This is a genomic window from uncultured Bacteroides sp. (genome assembly GCF_902472605.1).
In the GTDB taxonomy this organism is placed as follows: Bacteria; Bacteroidota; Bacteroidia; order Bacteroidales; family Bacteroidaceae; genus Phocaeicola.
The window spans coordinates 24,199-37,681 of sequence record NZ_CABROP010000001.1 but is presented as its reverse complement, the minus strand read 5'-3'; the positions used below and the strand labels follow the sequence as shown (position 1 = coordinate 37,681).

At 42.8% G+C, this 13,483-nt stretch carries 9 protein-coding genes; all 9 read left to right on the top strand.

Annotated elements, in window-relative coordinates; translation table 11 throughout:
- The first annotated feature begins 8 nt into the window (after positions 1-8).
- On the top strand, positions 9-1,724 hold the full coding sequence (locus RDP42_RS00160) for a RagB/SusD family nutrient uptake outer membrane protein (protein ID WP_308762042.1): 1,716 nt from the start codon (positions 9-11) through the stop codon (positions 1,722-1,724).
- Between the two features lie 18 nt (positions 1,725-1,742).
- On the top strand, positions 1,743-3,002 hold the full coding sequence (locus tag RDP42_RS00155; RefSeq protein ID WP_308762041.1) for a glycan-binding surface protein: 1,260 nt from the start codon (positions 1,743-1,745) through the stop codon (positions 3,000-3,002).
- Between the two features lie 16 nt (positions 3,003-3,018).
- Positions 3,019-4,692 (top strand): IPT/TIG domain-containing protein, encoded by a 1,674-nt coding sequence (locus tag RDP42_RS00150; protein WP_308762040.1) that lies wholly within the window; start codon positions 3,019-3,021, stop codon positions 4,690-4,692.
- An 8-nt stretch (positions 4,693-4,700) separates the two neighbouring features.
- Positions 4,701-6,053 (top strand): glycosyl hydrolase, encoded by a 1,353-nt coding sequence (locus RDP42_RS00145; RefSeq protein ID WP_308762039.1) that lies wholly within the window; start codon positions 4,701-4,703, stop codon positions 6,051-6,053.
- A gap of 162 nt (positions 6,054-6,215) precedes the next feature.
- Positions 6,216-7,295 (top strand): glycosyl hydrolase, encoded by a 1,080-nt coding sequence (locus tag RDP42_RS00140; protein WP_308762038.1) that lies wholly within the window; start codon positions 6,216-6,218, stop codon positions 7,293-7,295.
- 19 nt (positions 7,296-7,314) lie between these two features.
- Positions 7,315-8,487, top strand: a complete 1,173-nt coding sequence (locus tag RDP42_RS00135) for a glycosidase (protein WP_308762037.1) — start codon at positions 7,315-7,317, stop codon at positions 8,485-8,487.
- Positions 8,488-8,508: 21 nt separating this feature from the next.
- The gene (locus RDP42_RS00130; RefSeq protein WP_308762036.1) at positions 8,509-9,903 is read left to right on the top strand and encodes an MFS transporter; all 1,395 of its coding nucleotides are present in this window, start codon (positions 8,509-8,511) and stop codon (positions 9,901-9,903) included.
- On the top strand, positions 9,893-11,089 hold the full coding sequence (locus RDP42_RS00125; RefSeq protein ID WP_308762035.1) for an AGE family epimerase/isomerase: 1,197 nt from the start codon (positions 9,893-9,895) through the stop codon (positions 11,087-11,089). Before RDP42_RS00130 ends, RDP42_RS00125 begins: the two co-directional genes overlap by 11 nt.
- A 25-nt stretch (positions 11,090-11,114) precedes the next feature.
- On the top strand, positions 11,115-13,454 hold the full coding sequence (locus RDP42_RS00120; protein ID WP_308762034.1) for a glycoside hydrolase family 3 N-terminal domain-containing protein: 2,340 nt from the start codon (positions 11,115-11,117) through the stop codon (positions 13,452-13,454).
- The last annotated feature ends 29 nt before the right edge of the window (positions 13,455-13,483 follow it).

Sequence of the window (13,483 nt, the reverse complement as noted above, 5' to 3'; positions counted from 1 at the left end):
ATGAAGTTATGAAATTAAATACCATTAAATATATAGCATTAGCTACAGTTTTAGGAGCTAATTTGTCTTCTTGCGACGATTTCCTTGATCGGCCAGCTGAGGATTCGTATAATGTAGACAATTTTTATCAGAATGAGGAACAGTGTTTCCAAGGGGTAAATCCGTTGTATAATTCTCCTTGGTTTGATTTTCAGTTGGGCTTTTTCAAAATTGGTGAAGTTTTGGCAGGAAACTACTATTGGTTTTCTTCTCCTTACTTGACATTTACAGTGAATGGAACGGATGAGGACTTGATAAATATGTCTTACTCTTTGTGGTCGGTCAATGCGTATGCCAATACGATTCGTGAAAGATTGCAGGCTGCAGAGGTGGATGAAGATACGAAAAACACCTGCATCGGTGAATGTCTGGTTTGGAAAGCAATGGCTTATTTCTATCTGGTCCGTACGTTTGGAGCTGTTCCCATCGTGCATAGCAATTCAGAAGAAATAGAGGCGGGCAATTATAATGAGAAATACAAGGTTCAGGTTCCGGATGTATATGAATACATAATCATGACGTTGGAAAAGGCTATTGAGTTGCTTCCGGAAACGAACTCAGAAGGCCGTATTGACCAATATACAGCAAAAGGTTTGTTGGCAAAGGTTTATCTGACCAAGTCTGGATACGGTATGAGCGGTTCCAGAGATGAGGAGGATTTGAAGCAGGCGGCTGCTTATGCCAAAGATGTGATTGACAATTCAGGACGTCATTTGCTGGAGAATTATTCAGACGTATTCCGTTTGTCCAATAATTTTAATGAAGAATGCCTGTTATCTTGGCATTGGTCGGCTTCTTCTGATACGTGGACCTGTCAGAATGCCTTACAGTCAAGTCTGGCTATCACGGGATTTGATGAGTTTGGTGACTGTTGGGGAGGATATAACGGTCCGTCGGTGGATTTGCAGGATGCTTTTGGGGAGAATGCGTTGAGCCCGACACGTTATAATGGCGATACTCGCCGGAAAGCTACGATGATGATGTGTGGGGATGTGTATGACTACTTTTGGCAGGATAAAGGCGGTTTCAATTATATTAATTTCATTTATGATACAGAAGGCTTGGGAGGTCCGGGGCAATTCCAGAGTGCGACTGGAGCCAACTCTGTCAAACATCTGTATGGTAATGCGAATGACCATCTGACAGCAACAGGGGTCTCTGCATCTGCACAGCATAGTCAGTTGAGTACGCACCTGTTGCGGTTGTCGGATGTGTATCTGATTTATGCGGAGGCTGTAATCGGTAATAACGGTTCCACGACAGACGCATCTGCCATTGATGCTTTTTATCAGGTACGTCATAGGGCAATCAGTTCGTATACACGTCCTGCTTCAATTACTTGGGAGGATGTATGGAAAGAACGACGCTTGGAATTGGCTTGTGAAGGAGACCGCTGGTATGACTTTGTACGTCTGTCTTACTATGATCCTCAGAAGGCAATCAATGAACTGACAAACCAGCGTCGGGATGTATATTATGGCTTGGATGACTTGTATAAGACTTATTATCAGACTGGTACTTTCACCGTGAATCCCAATGAACACCGTTATAACCCGACTGCGGTAAAGCCGAATGTAACAGAATCTAGTTTTACACTTCCCTTACCAACGGAAGATGTGGTGTTTAATCCTCATTTGATGGAAGATCCGATTCATGTGGATGTGCGAAGTGAATATAGTTATTAATCAATTAAGTGAATTAATATGAGAGCAGTAAAATATATGAAAGCTCTGCTTCTGGTGGGAGCAGTTGTTTCAGGGGCAATGTTCACTTCTTGTGAAGATGAGCCGGATAAGTATGAAATAGCAGAGGGATTGCCTACCGTACGATATGTGCGAATGACAGATCCTGAAGTGGCAGATTCTTTGATTACCGGAGCGTATATGTCGAATACGGTTTGTCTGGTAGGAGAAAATTTGCGTAGTGTGTATGAACTTTACTTCAATGATCAGGAGGCAATCTTGAATACAAGTTTGATTACGGATAATACATTGATTGTAGATGTACCTTCTACGATTCCAAGTGTGGTGACCAATAAAATCTATTTGGTGAATAAGGACAAAGATACGGTGACGTATGATTTTAATGTATTGGTTTCCGGACCTGAAATTACTTCCATGTCGAATGAATATGCCCAGCCGGGTACTGAGGCTACAATTTATGGAGATTATTTCATCGATGACCCGAATGTGCCGTTGAGTATTAAAATTGGAGATGTGCCGGTTACGGAAATTAAGAGTCTGACACGCTATGCAGTTAGCTTTGTCGTGCCTCAAGGCGCATCAACAGGATATGTGAACGTGGAATCAATTTACGGGACCGGACAATCTACTTTCCGCTATATGGAAACAGAGGGCATCTTGTTTGATTTCGATGACGATGGGGATGAAGCTATCGCAACAGACCATGGATGGCATCCTGCTACGATTGGAACATTGGAAAATATTACCTCATTAGATGGTAAATATCTGATTTTCAAAGGAAATCTGGATAATGATTCTTGGGAAGATAGTAAGTTTGCTTTTGAATACTGGCCAGATGGGGATGCTGTAACTCCTTATCTGAATACATTGGTTGATTTTGAGGATTTAAGTAACTTGCAGTTAAAATTTGAAGTTAATGTGCCCGACGCGTGGAGTGCATGTGCATTACAAATTATGCTGACAACCAACGATGAGGTGAGTGGGGCTAATATGAATAACTCGTTTTTCCAAAGTGATTCGTTCCCTCGTGCTTTATGGATTCCTTGGCAATCGGAAGGTACTTACACGACTACTGGTTGGACTACGGTGACTGTACCTTTATCCGATTTCTGCTATAACTCTACAGGTATCGCTGTTTCTCCTTTGTCGTCAACAGATATTACAGGTTTAACTCTGTTTGTATGGAGCGGAGGAGTAACCGGAACAGCTTGTACCCCGACTATCTGTATAGACAACATTCGAGTGGTTCCTATTTATTAACTAAAAGAAGAAATGAATGATGAAAACAAATAGATTATCAGTGCTTTTTCTGGCAGGAGCGCTTTTCCTGACAGGCGTTTCTTTTACTTCCTGCCTGAAAGGGGATGACATAGATACGAATCAATATACTGGAGGTATCAGCTTGAATGTGTTTGGTCCATCGCCGGTGGTTCGTGGTGGTGAGTTAAGGTTCTTGGGAAGTGGTATGAATCAGGTGACAGCAGTGGTGATTCCGGGCTGTGCGGAAATTACAGATATTAAGGTAATCAGTGATACGGAAATCCGTATCACTGTACCTCAGGAAGCCGAACCGGGATTGGTTACGCTGAAGACACCTAATGGAGATATTACCACAAAGACGAAATTGACTTATATTGAGACAATTTCATTGGAAAGTTTCACTCCATCTTCTGTAAGAGCGGGGGACGAATTCACGATTACAGGAGAATATCTGAATTTGATTCATGAGGTGATTTTTGCCGATGAAGTGGCTGTGTCGGAAGATAACTTTATAGTGCACAATCGTAATACAATTAAGCTGACTGTTCCTGAGGAGGCACAAACCGGTAAGATAATCTTGTCTGACGGGGAAGAATTGCCGAACTTGATTTATTCGGAAGAAGAACTACAGGTTGCTTTGCCTTCTGTCGCAGAAGTCATAAATCTGGAAAATGCGAAGCCAGAGGATATGATTACGATAAGTGGTGAGAACTTGGATTTGGTGGCCAAAGTGCTTGTCCCAGGTAATCCGGGGAATATTGAAGTTGCATTTGAACTTAGTGCGGACAATAAGCAACTGACATTTGCCTTACCTGCCGATGCGGCGGATGGGGATGTGATCATCTTGCCGGCTTCAGGCGTAGAGATTGTGGTTGCGCATTTAAGTATGGCAAAACCTGAGGTCTCAACTATTTTTGATGCAGAAGTATTGGGGGGCCAGACAATCACACTGAATGGAAAGAACTTGGACCTGATAGCTGGAGTTACTTTCCCGGGAGTAAATGATCCTGTGATTCCAGCATCGTCTTCTGAAACAGAACTGACGGTTGTGGTACCGGAAGCTGCCGTAAGTGGAACAATTGTGTTAAACTTAAAGAATGGAGATGTGATGGATGGTCCTGTATTGTCTGTGAAGACGAAGTGTACTGTGAAAAATTTACCCACAGAAGTACAGGCTGGAGCTACATTGGACCTTAATGTGGAGAATGGAAATCAGTTGACTGGTGTAGAGGTGAATGGGAACAGTGTTCAATACTCATTGCAAAATTCCATGTTAACGTTTACTCTGCCACAGGATTTGACGGGTAGTGTAACATTGAAATTGATATCCGGTGGGGTTTCTGTCACTTATACTATTCCTACCGTTTCATGGGGTATTCAAATTTATGGAGAACCTAAAGTGTTGGGATCGTCATGGGCAGATTATGTATACTTGGAGCCTTCTTCTTTTACGACGGTTCAGGTGGGGCAGATCATTACGGTGGTTGTGTCTAATGTACAAGCGGATGCGCAAGGAGCATTTAAAACTACAAGTGATGGATGGCCAGCTATTGCTGATGGATATGGATATTTTTCAATTTCAGGTAATTATAGTCTGGAAATTACTCAGGATATACTTGCCAAATTACAATCTACTGGGTTAGTTGTGGGCGGAGTGAATTATACAATAGAATCGGTTTATATTAAATAAGGGAAACTATGAATAAGATTTATATAGGTTTGCTATGGGTAGCAATGTTATTTGCTACAGTTTCATGTTCTACGGAAGTGGAGCACGAGATTACACAGGTGGCATCGCCTGTGTTGGTATCTTCTACTCCAGCTTCAGAAGCCTCTGGAGTGGAACTGGGTGAGGTGACTATTAGTTTGACGTATGATAAAAATGTGTTTTTTGCATCTAAAAACAAGGATTTGTTATCTATCTCAAACGATGGAAGTATTATTAGTGCAGATGTGATAGGTTCAAGTCCTACATTGGTGGTAGTGGCCAATTGTCCTTCCAGAAGTACAACTTATACCCTTTCCATTCCGGAAGGTCTGGTGACAGGGCCTAATGAGATGCCCGCACCGGCTGTAGAACTGAGTTTTACGACTCAAGGGGTAGATGCGGCCGTCAATACACTCACAGCGGAGGCCCAGAAAGTATATGATTTTTTGGTAGAGACGTATGAACAGAAGACAATCTCAGGTACGATGGCACAAGTCAACTGGAATACGGATGAGGCCGTGCAAGTAAACACCTGGACAGGTAAATATCCAGCATTGAACTGTTTCGATTATATTCATCTTTATGCGTCAAATACAGGTGAAGGTAGCTGGATTGATTATGGAGATATAACTCCGGTTCAAGAATGGTGGGACAATGGAGGTTTGGTAGCGGCCATGTGGCACTGGAATGTTCCTAAATCGGAGGGTAGCAATGAGATGTCTTTCAATATGGAAGGAAATAATTTCAATATTGACAATGCTTTCACGGAAGGTACGTGGGAGTATAATGTAGTGAATGAAGATTTGGCGAAAGTGGCAGGTTATTTGAAACTTTTGAAAGATGCCAATATTCCGGTAATCTGGCGCCCGCTGCATGAAGCGTCAGGTGGCTGGTTCTGGTGGGGCAAGAATGCCGACAGCTTCAAGAAACTCTGGATAAAGATGTTTGATTATTTCAAAGCACAGGGTTTGAATAACTTGATTTGGGTATGGACCGCGGAAACGGGAGATGCTGACTGGTATCCGGGTGATCAGTATGTGGATATTGTTGGTCGTGACTTGTACGGTAAAACGGCGGCAGAATGTGTGTCTCAATATCAGGCTATTGCAGAAGAATATAATAATAAGATGGTGACGTTGAGTGAATGTGGAGCTTATCTTGATACAAATACCATATTGGGAACACTTTCGGAGCAATGGAATGCAGGTGCCAGATGGTTGTGGTTTATGCCTTGGTATGACAGTGACGGACAGTCTATTCCGTATGTGGGTGAAGCATGGTGGCAGGATGCCATGTCGCAGGACTATGTGATTACCCGTGACCAACTTCCTTCTTTCAAGTGAAATTGAGTCGTGACAGGAGATAGGAACATTTTTTCAAAAGGTGGAAACGTATAGGTATATGTTAAGATTGTATCATCTTGTCGGATAAAATGTTCCTATCTTTGCTAATGTGGAACGGTAAAACTAATTATTATGAAAATATCGAATCTTCTTTTTTCAATCATGTTTTTTGGACTTGGAATGGCGGCTTGTGGTGGCCAACCGGGAAACAGGTCGGCATCGAGAGAACAAACACCGGAGGCATCTGCCATGTTGGAGATACTCGTGAAATTGCCTCAGCAGAAACAATTCATGTTCGGGCATCACGATGATCCGGTATATGGTATCGGTTGGGATGGAGACTCAGCACGTAGTGATGTGAAAAGTGTATGTGGTGATTATCCGGCCATGATGTCTTTTGACTTGGGTCGTATTGAAATCTATGGAGACAAGAATCTGGATAATGTGTCGTTAGACCGTATTCGGAAAGAGGTAGTGGCACAATATGAGCGTGGAGGTATGTCTTCTTTCAGTTGGCATGTGGACAATCCGGTGACGGGAAAAGATTCGTGGGATGTAAGTGACTCGACTGTGGTGAAGTCAGTCTTGCCTGGAGGAGTGAATCATGAGAAGTTCATGGGATGGCTGGATAAAGTGGCCGATTATCTGAATTCGATACAAACATCAGAAGGGATAAAGGTGCCGGTGCTGTTCCGTCCATGGCATGAGCATACGGGAAGCTGGTTCTGGTGGGGACAAAATCTTTGTTCTACAGAAGACTATAAGGCACTTTGGCGGATGACGTATGAACGGATGCAGGAAAAGGGAGCTACCCAGTTGTTGTATGCTTACTCTCCAGGGATAGAGCCTAAGGACTCTACGGAGTATCTGGAACGCTATCCGGGCGATGATATTATTGACCTGATAGGGGTAGATGCATATCAGTTTGACCGGGAGGCATACGTGAAAAGTCTGGATAATATGCTTGCTATCATGACACAAGTGGGAAAGGCACATCAAAAGGCAATCGCAGTGACAGAGACTGGATACGAAACCATTCCAGATTCATTGTGGTGGACACAAACTTTAATGCCCGTCATCGAAAAGTATCCGATAAGTTATGTCCTGGTGTGGAGAAATGCCCGCGAAAGAGAGAATCATTATTACGCACCTTATCCGGATCATCCGTCGGCTACTGATTTTGTGAATTTCTATAATGATTCACGCACGTTGTTTGCAAGAGATATGAAAAATGTGAAATAATAAATATAAATTGATTAAGATGAGTACCTTTGAAGACAAAGTAAAAAAACTGTTTGTGCAGCATGAAGAGCTGATTACTCGTAAGAATGAACCTGTGGAAATGACAAATGGGGTATATACCCGTTACAAATATCCGGTAGTGACTGCGGCTCATACCCCGGTGTTCTGGCGTTATGACTTGGATGAAAAGACAAACCCTTATCTGATGGAACGTATCGGCATGAATGCAGCCATGAATTCCGGAGCTATTAAGTGGAACGGTAAATATGTATTGGTGGTCCGTGTGGAAGGAGCCGACCGTAAATCTTTCTTTGCAGTGGCTGAAAGTCCGAATGGGGTGGATAATTTCCGTTTTTGGGATTATCCGGTGACCATGCCTGATGATGTGATTCCGGCTACTAATATTTACGACATGCGCTTGACGGCACATGAAGACGGTTGGATTTATGGTATCTTCTGTGCGGAACGTCATGATGACAATGCTCCGGCGGGTGATTTATCGTCGGCTACGGCTACGGCTGCCATTGCCCGCACAAAAGACTTGAAGACCTGGGAGCGTTTGCCGGACTTGAAATCAAAGAGCCAGCAGCGTAATGTTGTACTTCATCCGGAGTTTGTGGATGGCAAATATGCGTTTTATACCCGTCCGCAGGATGGATTTATTGACGCCGGAAGCGGTGGAGGTATCGGTTGGGCTTTGGTAGATGATATTACACATGCGGAAGTGAAAGAAGAAAAGATTATTGACTGTCGCTATTATCATACTATTAAAGAAGTGAAGAACGGTGAAGGACCTCATCCTATCAAGACTCCAAAAGGATGGCTGCATCTGGCACACGGTGTACGCGGATGTGCAGCGGGCTTACGTTATGTATTGTATATGTATATGACTTCGCTGGAGGATCCCACCAAGGTCATTGCGTCTCCTGGGGGGTATTTCATGGCTCCGGAGGGAGAAGAACGGATTGGGGATGTCTCAAACGTGCTGTTCACCAACGGTTGGATTGCGGATGAAGATGGAAAGGTGTTTATTTATTATGCTTCTTCCGATACACGAATGCACGTAGCTGTGTCTACGATAGATAAGCTGGTGGACTATTGTATGAATACGCCACAGGATGGTTTGACAACTACAGCTTCGGTTGAGACATTGAAACGATTGATTGATAAAAACATGAAATTGATGAAATAATAGAGAAAGGTAAGTGCTGCTATGATAAAACTCACGGAAAAAATTGGCTACGGATTTGGAGACATGGCTTCTTCTATGTTTTGGAAGCTATTTGGAGCCTATTTGATGATATTCTATACGGATGTGTTCGGACTACCGGCTGCAATGGTAGGTACAATGTTCTTGGTAACGCGTATTTGGGATTCTGTATTCGATCCGATTGTAGGGGTAATAGCTGACCGTACATCCAGTCGATGGGGAAAGTTCCGTCCATATTTGTTGTATCTGGCCGTTCCGTTTGGGTTAATAGGGGCACTTACCTTTTATACTCCTCCTTTCGGTGACATGGGGAAATTGGTGTATGCGTATATCACCTATTCATTGATGATGATGGTATATTCTGCTATCAATGTGCCTTACGCTTCATTGTTGGGAGTGATGAGTCCTAATCCGTCAGAACGTAATACGTTGTCTACGTATCGTATGATGTTTGCTTATCTGGGCAGTTTTATCGCTTTGTTACTGTTTATGCCAATGGTGAATTGGTTTAGCGGGCAGAGTAAGGAATTGGGTGAACAGCGGTTGGGCTGGTTTATGGCAGTAGTGGTGATTGCGGTGATGTGTGCTGTGCTATTCCTTGGTTGTTTCGCTTGGACCAGAGAGAGGGTGAAACCGATAAATGACAAGAAGACGTCTTTGAAGGAAGATATCAAGGATTTGTTTCATAATAAACCTTGGTGGATTTTGTTTGGAGCTGGAGTGGCCACATTGGTATTCAATTCCATCCGTGACGGAGCCGCTGTCTATTACTTTAAATATTTTGTGATAGAGGAAGAGTATCATACCATTTCGTTAATGGGAGTATCGTTTGTATTGAGTGGTTTGTATCTTTCTGTAGGACAGATTGCGAATATTGTGGGGGTGGTTCTGGCTGCTCCAATGAGTAATAAAATTGGAAAGAAGAGAACTTTTGCGCTTGCCATGTTGCTTGCTTCGGTGTTAAGTGTGATATTTTTCTGGTTTGATAAGGAGGATTTGACGTTGATTTTTGTATTTCAATGTCTGATAAGTGTATGTGCCGGCAGTATCTTCCCTCTGTTATGGTCTATGTATGCCGATTGTGCTGATTTCTCAGAGCTGAAGACAGGAAACCGTGCTACAGGATTGATTTTTAGTGCTTCGTCCATGAGTCAGAAATTTGGATGGGCCATTGGTACGGCGGTTACTGGATGGCTGCTGTCTTTCTTTGGATTTCAGGCCAATGCCGTACAGAGTGCAGAGACCATTCAGGGTATTAAGATGTTTCTAAGCTTGCTTCCGGCTGCGGCTGCATTTATTTCGATAGTCTTTATTCTCTTCTATCCATTGGGAGAACAGAAGATGAAAGGTATAATGGAACAGTTAAATTTAAAGAGAGAATCAAAAGATGAAGAATGAGAAGATAAATCAGTTCTGTACGGAGGTGAAAGCAGAACTGGAACAGAATATACTTCCGTTTTGGATGAACAAGATGATTGACTGTGAACATGGTGGATTTTATGGCCGTATAACCGGGGAGGATATACTGGATGCATCTGCATCAAAGGGGGCTATTCTGAATGCACGTATTTTGTGGACTTTCTCGGCTGCATATCGTCTGCTTCACAAAGAAGAATATTTGGAAACGGCCACACGTGCCAAACGTTATTTGATAGATTATTTCTATGACGTGGAGTTTGGAGGTATTTATTGGGAATTGGATTGTGAAGGGAACCCACTTGATACCAAAAAACAGATTTATGCCATTGGCTTTGCCATTTATGGGTTGAGTGAGTATGCACGTGCGACGGGAGATTCGGAAGCTTTGGACTATGCTTGCCAATTGTTTGAGGCAATTGAAAAATATAGTTTTGATGTAGACGAGAACGGATACTTAGAAGCGCTGACGCGTGACTGGTACCCGATAGAAGATATGCGTTTGAGTGATAAGGATGAGAATGAGAAGAAAACGATGAATACGCATCTGCATATTCTGGAACCGTATACTAATCTGTATCGTGTATGGAAAGATGAGCGGTTGAAGCAACAGATTGTCAATTTGGTCAATTTGTTTTTAGATAAGATATTGGATGCAAAAACGTATCACCTGAATCTGTTCTTTGAGGATGACTGGACCAATAAGTATCAGATAGTATCCTACGGACATGATATTGAAGCTTCGTGGTTGATACATGAAGCGGCTTTGGTGGTGGGTGATCAGGAATTGTTGAAGGAGGTAGAACCAGCTATTGTGAAGATTGCTGTGGCAGCCGATGAAGGTCTGAATCCGGATGGTAGCATGATTTATGAGAATTTTGTTGATAAAGGAAAGATTGACCGTGAACTGCACTGGTGGGTTCAAGCCGAAAATGTGGTAGGCCATGTGAATCTTTATCAGCATTTCGGTGATGAAGAAGCGTTGCAAATCGCATTGCAATGCTGGGATTTCATTCAAGCGAAACTGGTAGATAGAGTACATGGTGAATGGCACTGGAGTTTGTATGCAGATGGCACTGTCAATACAAAAGATGACAAGGCTGGATTCTGGAAATGTCCTTATCATAATGGACGTATGTGCATGGAGATTTTGGAACGTTTCGCTTGAGTTAAACTGCAAAATAAACTATATCATGAAAAACATTCGAAATTGGGCAATGGCTTCTATCGTTTGCGCTGGAAGTCTTGTAGGAACGGCCCAACCTTCTCCTGCTATTCCAGCTGACCCGGCGATTGAAGCGCACATTCAGAAATGGCTGGAGAAAATGACGCTTGAGGAGAAAGTGGGTCAGATGTGTGAAATTACGGTGGATGTCGTAACTGATTTTCCCGGAAGCAAGGATGGCTTCAAACTGAGCGAGGCAATGCTGGATACGGTGATAGGCAAATATAAAGTGGGTTCTATTTTGAATGTGCCTTTGAGCGTGGCACAAAAAAAGGAGGTATGGGCTTCCGCAATCCGTCAGATTCAGGAGAAGTCGATGAAGGAAATTGGAATACCGTGTATTTATGGAGTAGATCAGATTCATGGAACTACTTATACGCTTGATGGAACCTTGTTTCCTCAAGGTGTGAATATGGGAGCTACTTTTAACCGGGAGCTGGTGCATCGTGGCGCAGAAATTTCAGCTTATGAAACGAAGGCCGGATGCATTCCATGGACTTATGCTCCAGTGGTGGATTTAGGTCGTGACCCCCGATGGCCACGTATGTGGGAGAATTATGGTGAAGACTGTCTGGTGAATGCGGAGATGGGGGTGGAAGCTGTAAGAGGTTTTCAGGGTGAGGACCCGAATCACATAGGTAAATATAATGTCGCTGCTTGTATGAAGCACTATATGGGATATGGAGTTCCGGTATCAGGTAAGGATCGTACACCTTCTTCTATTTCTCGTTCAGATTTGCGTGAAAAACATTTTGCTCCGTTTTTGGCTGCAGTAAAGGCGGGAGCTTTATCGATAATGGTGAACTCCGGGGTTGACAATGGAATGCCTTTCCATGCCAATAAAGAGTTATTGACGAAATGGTTGAAAGAAGATTTGGCTTGGGACGGAATGATAGTTACTGACTGGGCAGATATCAATAATCTTTGTACACGTGACCATATTGCCGCTACCAAAAAAGAGGCGATAAAAATAGCAATTAATGCGGGTATTGATATGTCAATGGTACCTTATGAGGTAAGTTTCTGTGATTATCTGAAGGAATTGGTGGAAGAAGGTGAAGTGCCGATGAGTCGCATTGATGATGCAGTGGCCCGCGTGTTGAGATTGAAATATCGGTTGGGACTTTTTGAGAATCCTTATTGGGATATTGAAGAATATGACCAGTTTGGTTCTAAGGCATTTGCTGATGTGGCTTTACAGGCTGCAGAAGAGTCAGAAGTCCTCTTGAAAAATGACAATAATCTTCTTCCTTTAAAGCGTGGAGTAAAGATTCTGCTTGCCGGTCCGAATGCAAATTCAATGCGTTGCTTGAATGGAGGATGGTCGTATTCTTGGCAAGGACATCGGGCAGATGAATTTGCTGGAGTTTATCATACAATCTATGAAGCATTGTGTGAAAAATTTGGAGAAGGAAATATCGTGTATGAGCCAGGCGTGACATATGCACCCTATAAAAATGATAATTGGTGGGAAGAAAATATGCCTGAGATTGAAAAAGCAGTATCGGCCGCAGACGAAGTAGATGTAATTATAGCTTGCATTGGCGAGAATTCTTATTGTGAGACTCCGGGTAATATGAATGATTTGACTTTGTCGGCCAACCAATGTGAGTTGGTGAAGGCGTTGGCTGCTACAGGGAAGCCTGTGGTCCTGGTTTTGAATCAGGGAAGACCTCGTATTATTAATGATATTGTACCGTTGGCAAAAGCAGTAGTAAACATTATGTTGCCTAGTAATTATGGAGGAGATGCACTGGCCAACTTGTTGAGTGGAGAGGCCAATTTCAGTGCCAAGATGCCTTTCACTTATCCTCGTTTTATTAACTCATTGGCTACGTATGACTATAAGCCTTGTGAGAATATGGGACAAATGGGAGGTAACTACAATTATGATGCGGTGATGGATGTGCAGTGGCCTTTTGGCTATGGCTTGAGCTATACAACGTATGAATATACGAACTTGAAGGTCAATAAAACGGTCTTTGGTGCGGATGATGAACTGGTCTTCAGTGTGGATGTAAAGAATACAGGAAAACGTGCAGGGAAAGAAGCTGTATTATTGTTCTCAAAAGATTTGGTAGCAAGCAGTACGCCTGATAATATACGTCTTCGTCATTTTACGAAAGTTTCTCTTTTACCGGGTGAAATAAAGAATGTGGTGATGAAGATTAAGGCAAGTGATTTGGCTTTTGTTGGGTATGATGGGAAATGGAGACTGGAAAAAGGAGATTTTAAGGTAAAATGTGGTAATTTGTGGATTGATCTTCAATGTCAGGAAACAAAGATTTGGGTAACTCCTAATCGCTGATGAACGTTTATCAAGGTAGAATTTCAGGA

Coding starts and splice junctions, on each gene's coding strand:
- RDP42_RS00160 (WP_308762042.1), top strand. CDS start 9: ATGAAATTAAATACCATTAAATATATAGCATTAGCTACAGTTTTAGGA.
- RDP42_RS00155 (WP_308762041.1), top strand. CDS start 1,743: ATGAGAGCAGTAAAATATATGAAAGCTCTGCTTCTGGTGGGAGCAGTT.
- RDP42_RS00125 (WP_308762035.1), top strand. CDS start 9,893: ATGAAGAATGAGAAGATAAATCAGTTCTGTACGGAGGTGAAAGCAGAA.
- RDP42_RS00150 (WP_308762040.1), top strand. CDS start 3,019: ATGATGAAAACAAATAGATTATCAGTGCTTTTTCTGGCAGGAGCGCTT.
- RDP42_RS00140 (WP_308762038.1), top strand. CDS start 6,216: ATGTTTTTTGGACTTGGAATGGCGGCTTGTGGTGGCCAACCGGGAAAC.
- RDP42_RS00130 (WP_308762036.1), top strand. CDS start 8,509: ATGATAAAACTCACGGAAAAAATTGGCTACGGATTTGGAGACATGGCT.
- RDP42_RS00135 (WP_308762037.1), top strand. CDS start 7,315: ATGAGTACCTTTGAAGACAAAGTAAAAAAACTGTTTGTGCAGCATGAA.
- RDP42_RS00145 (WP_308762039.1), top strand. CDS start 4,701: ATGAATAAGATTTATATAGGTTTGCTATGGGTAGCAATGTTATTTGCT.
- RDP42_RS00120 (WP_308762034.1), top strand. CDS start 11,115: ATGAAAAACATTCGAAATTGGGCAATGGCTTCTATCGTTTGCGCTGGA.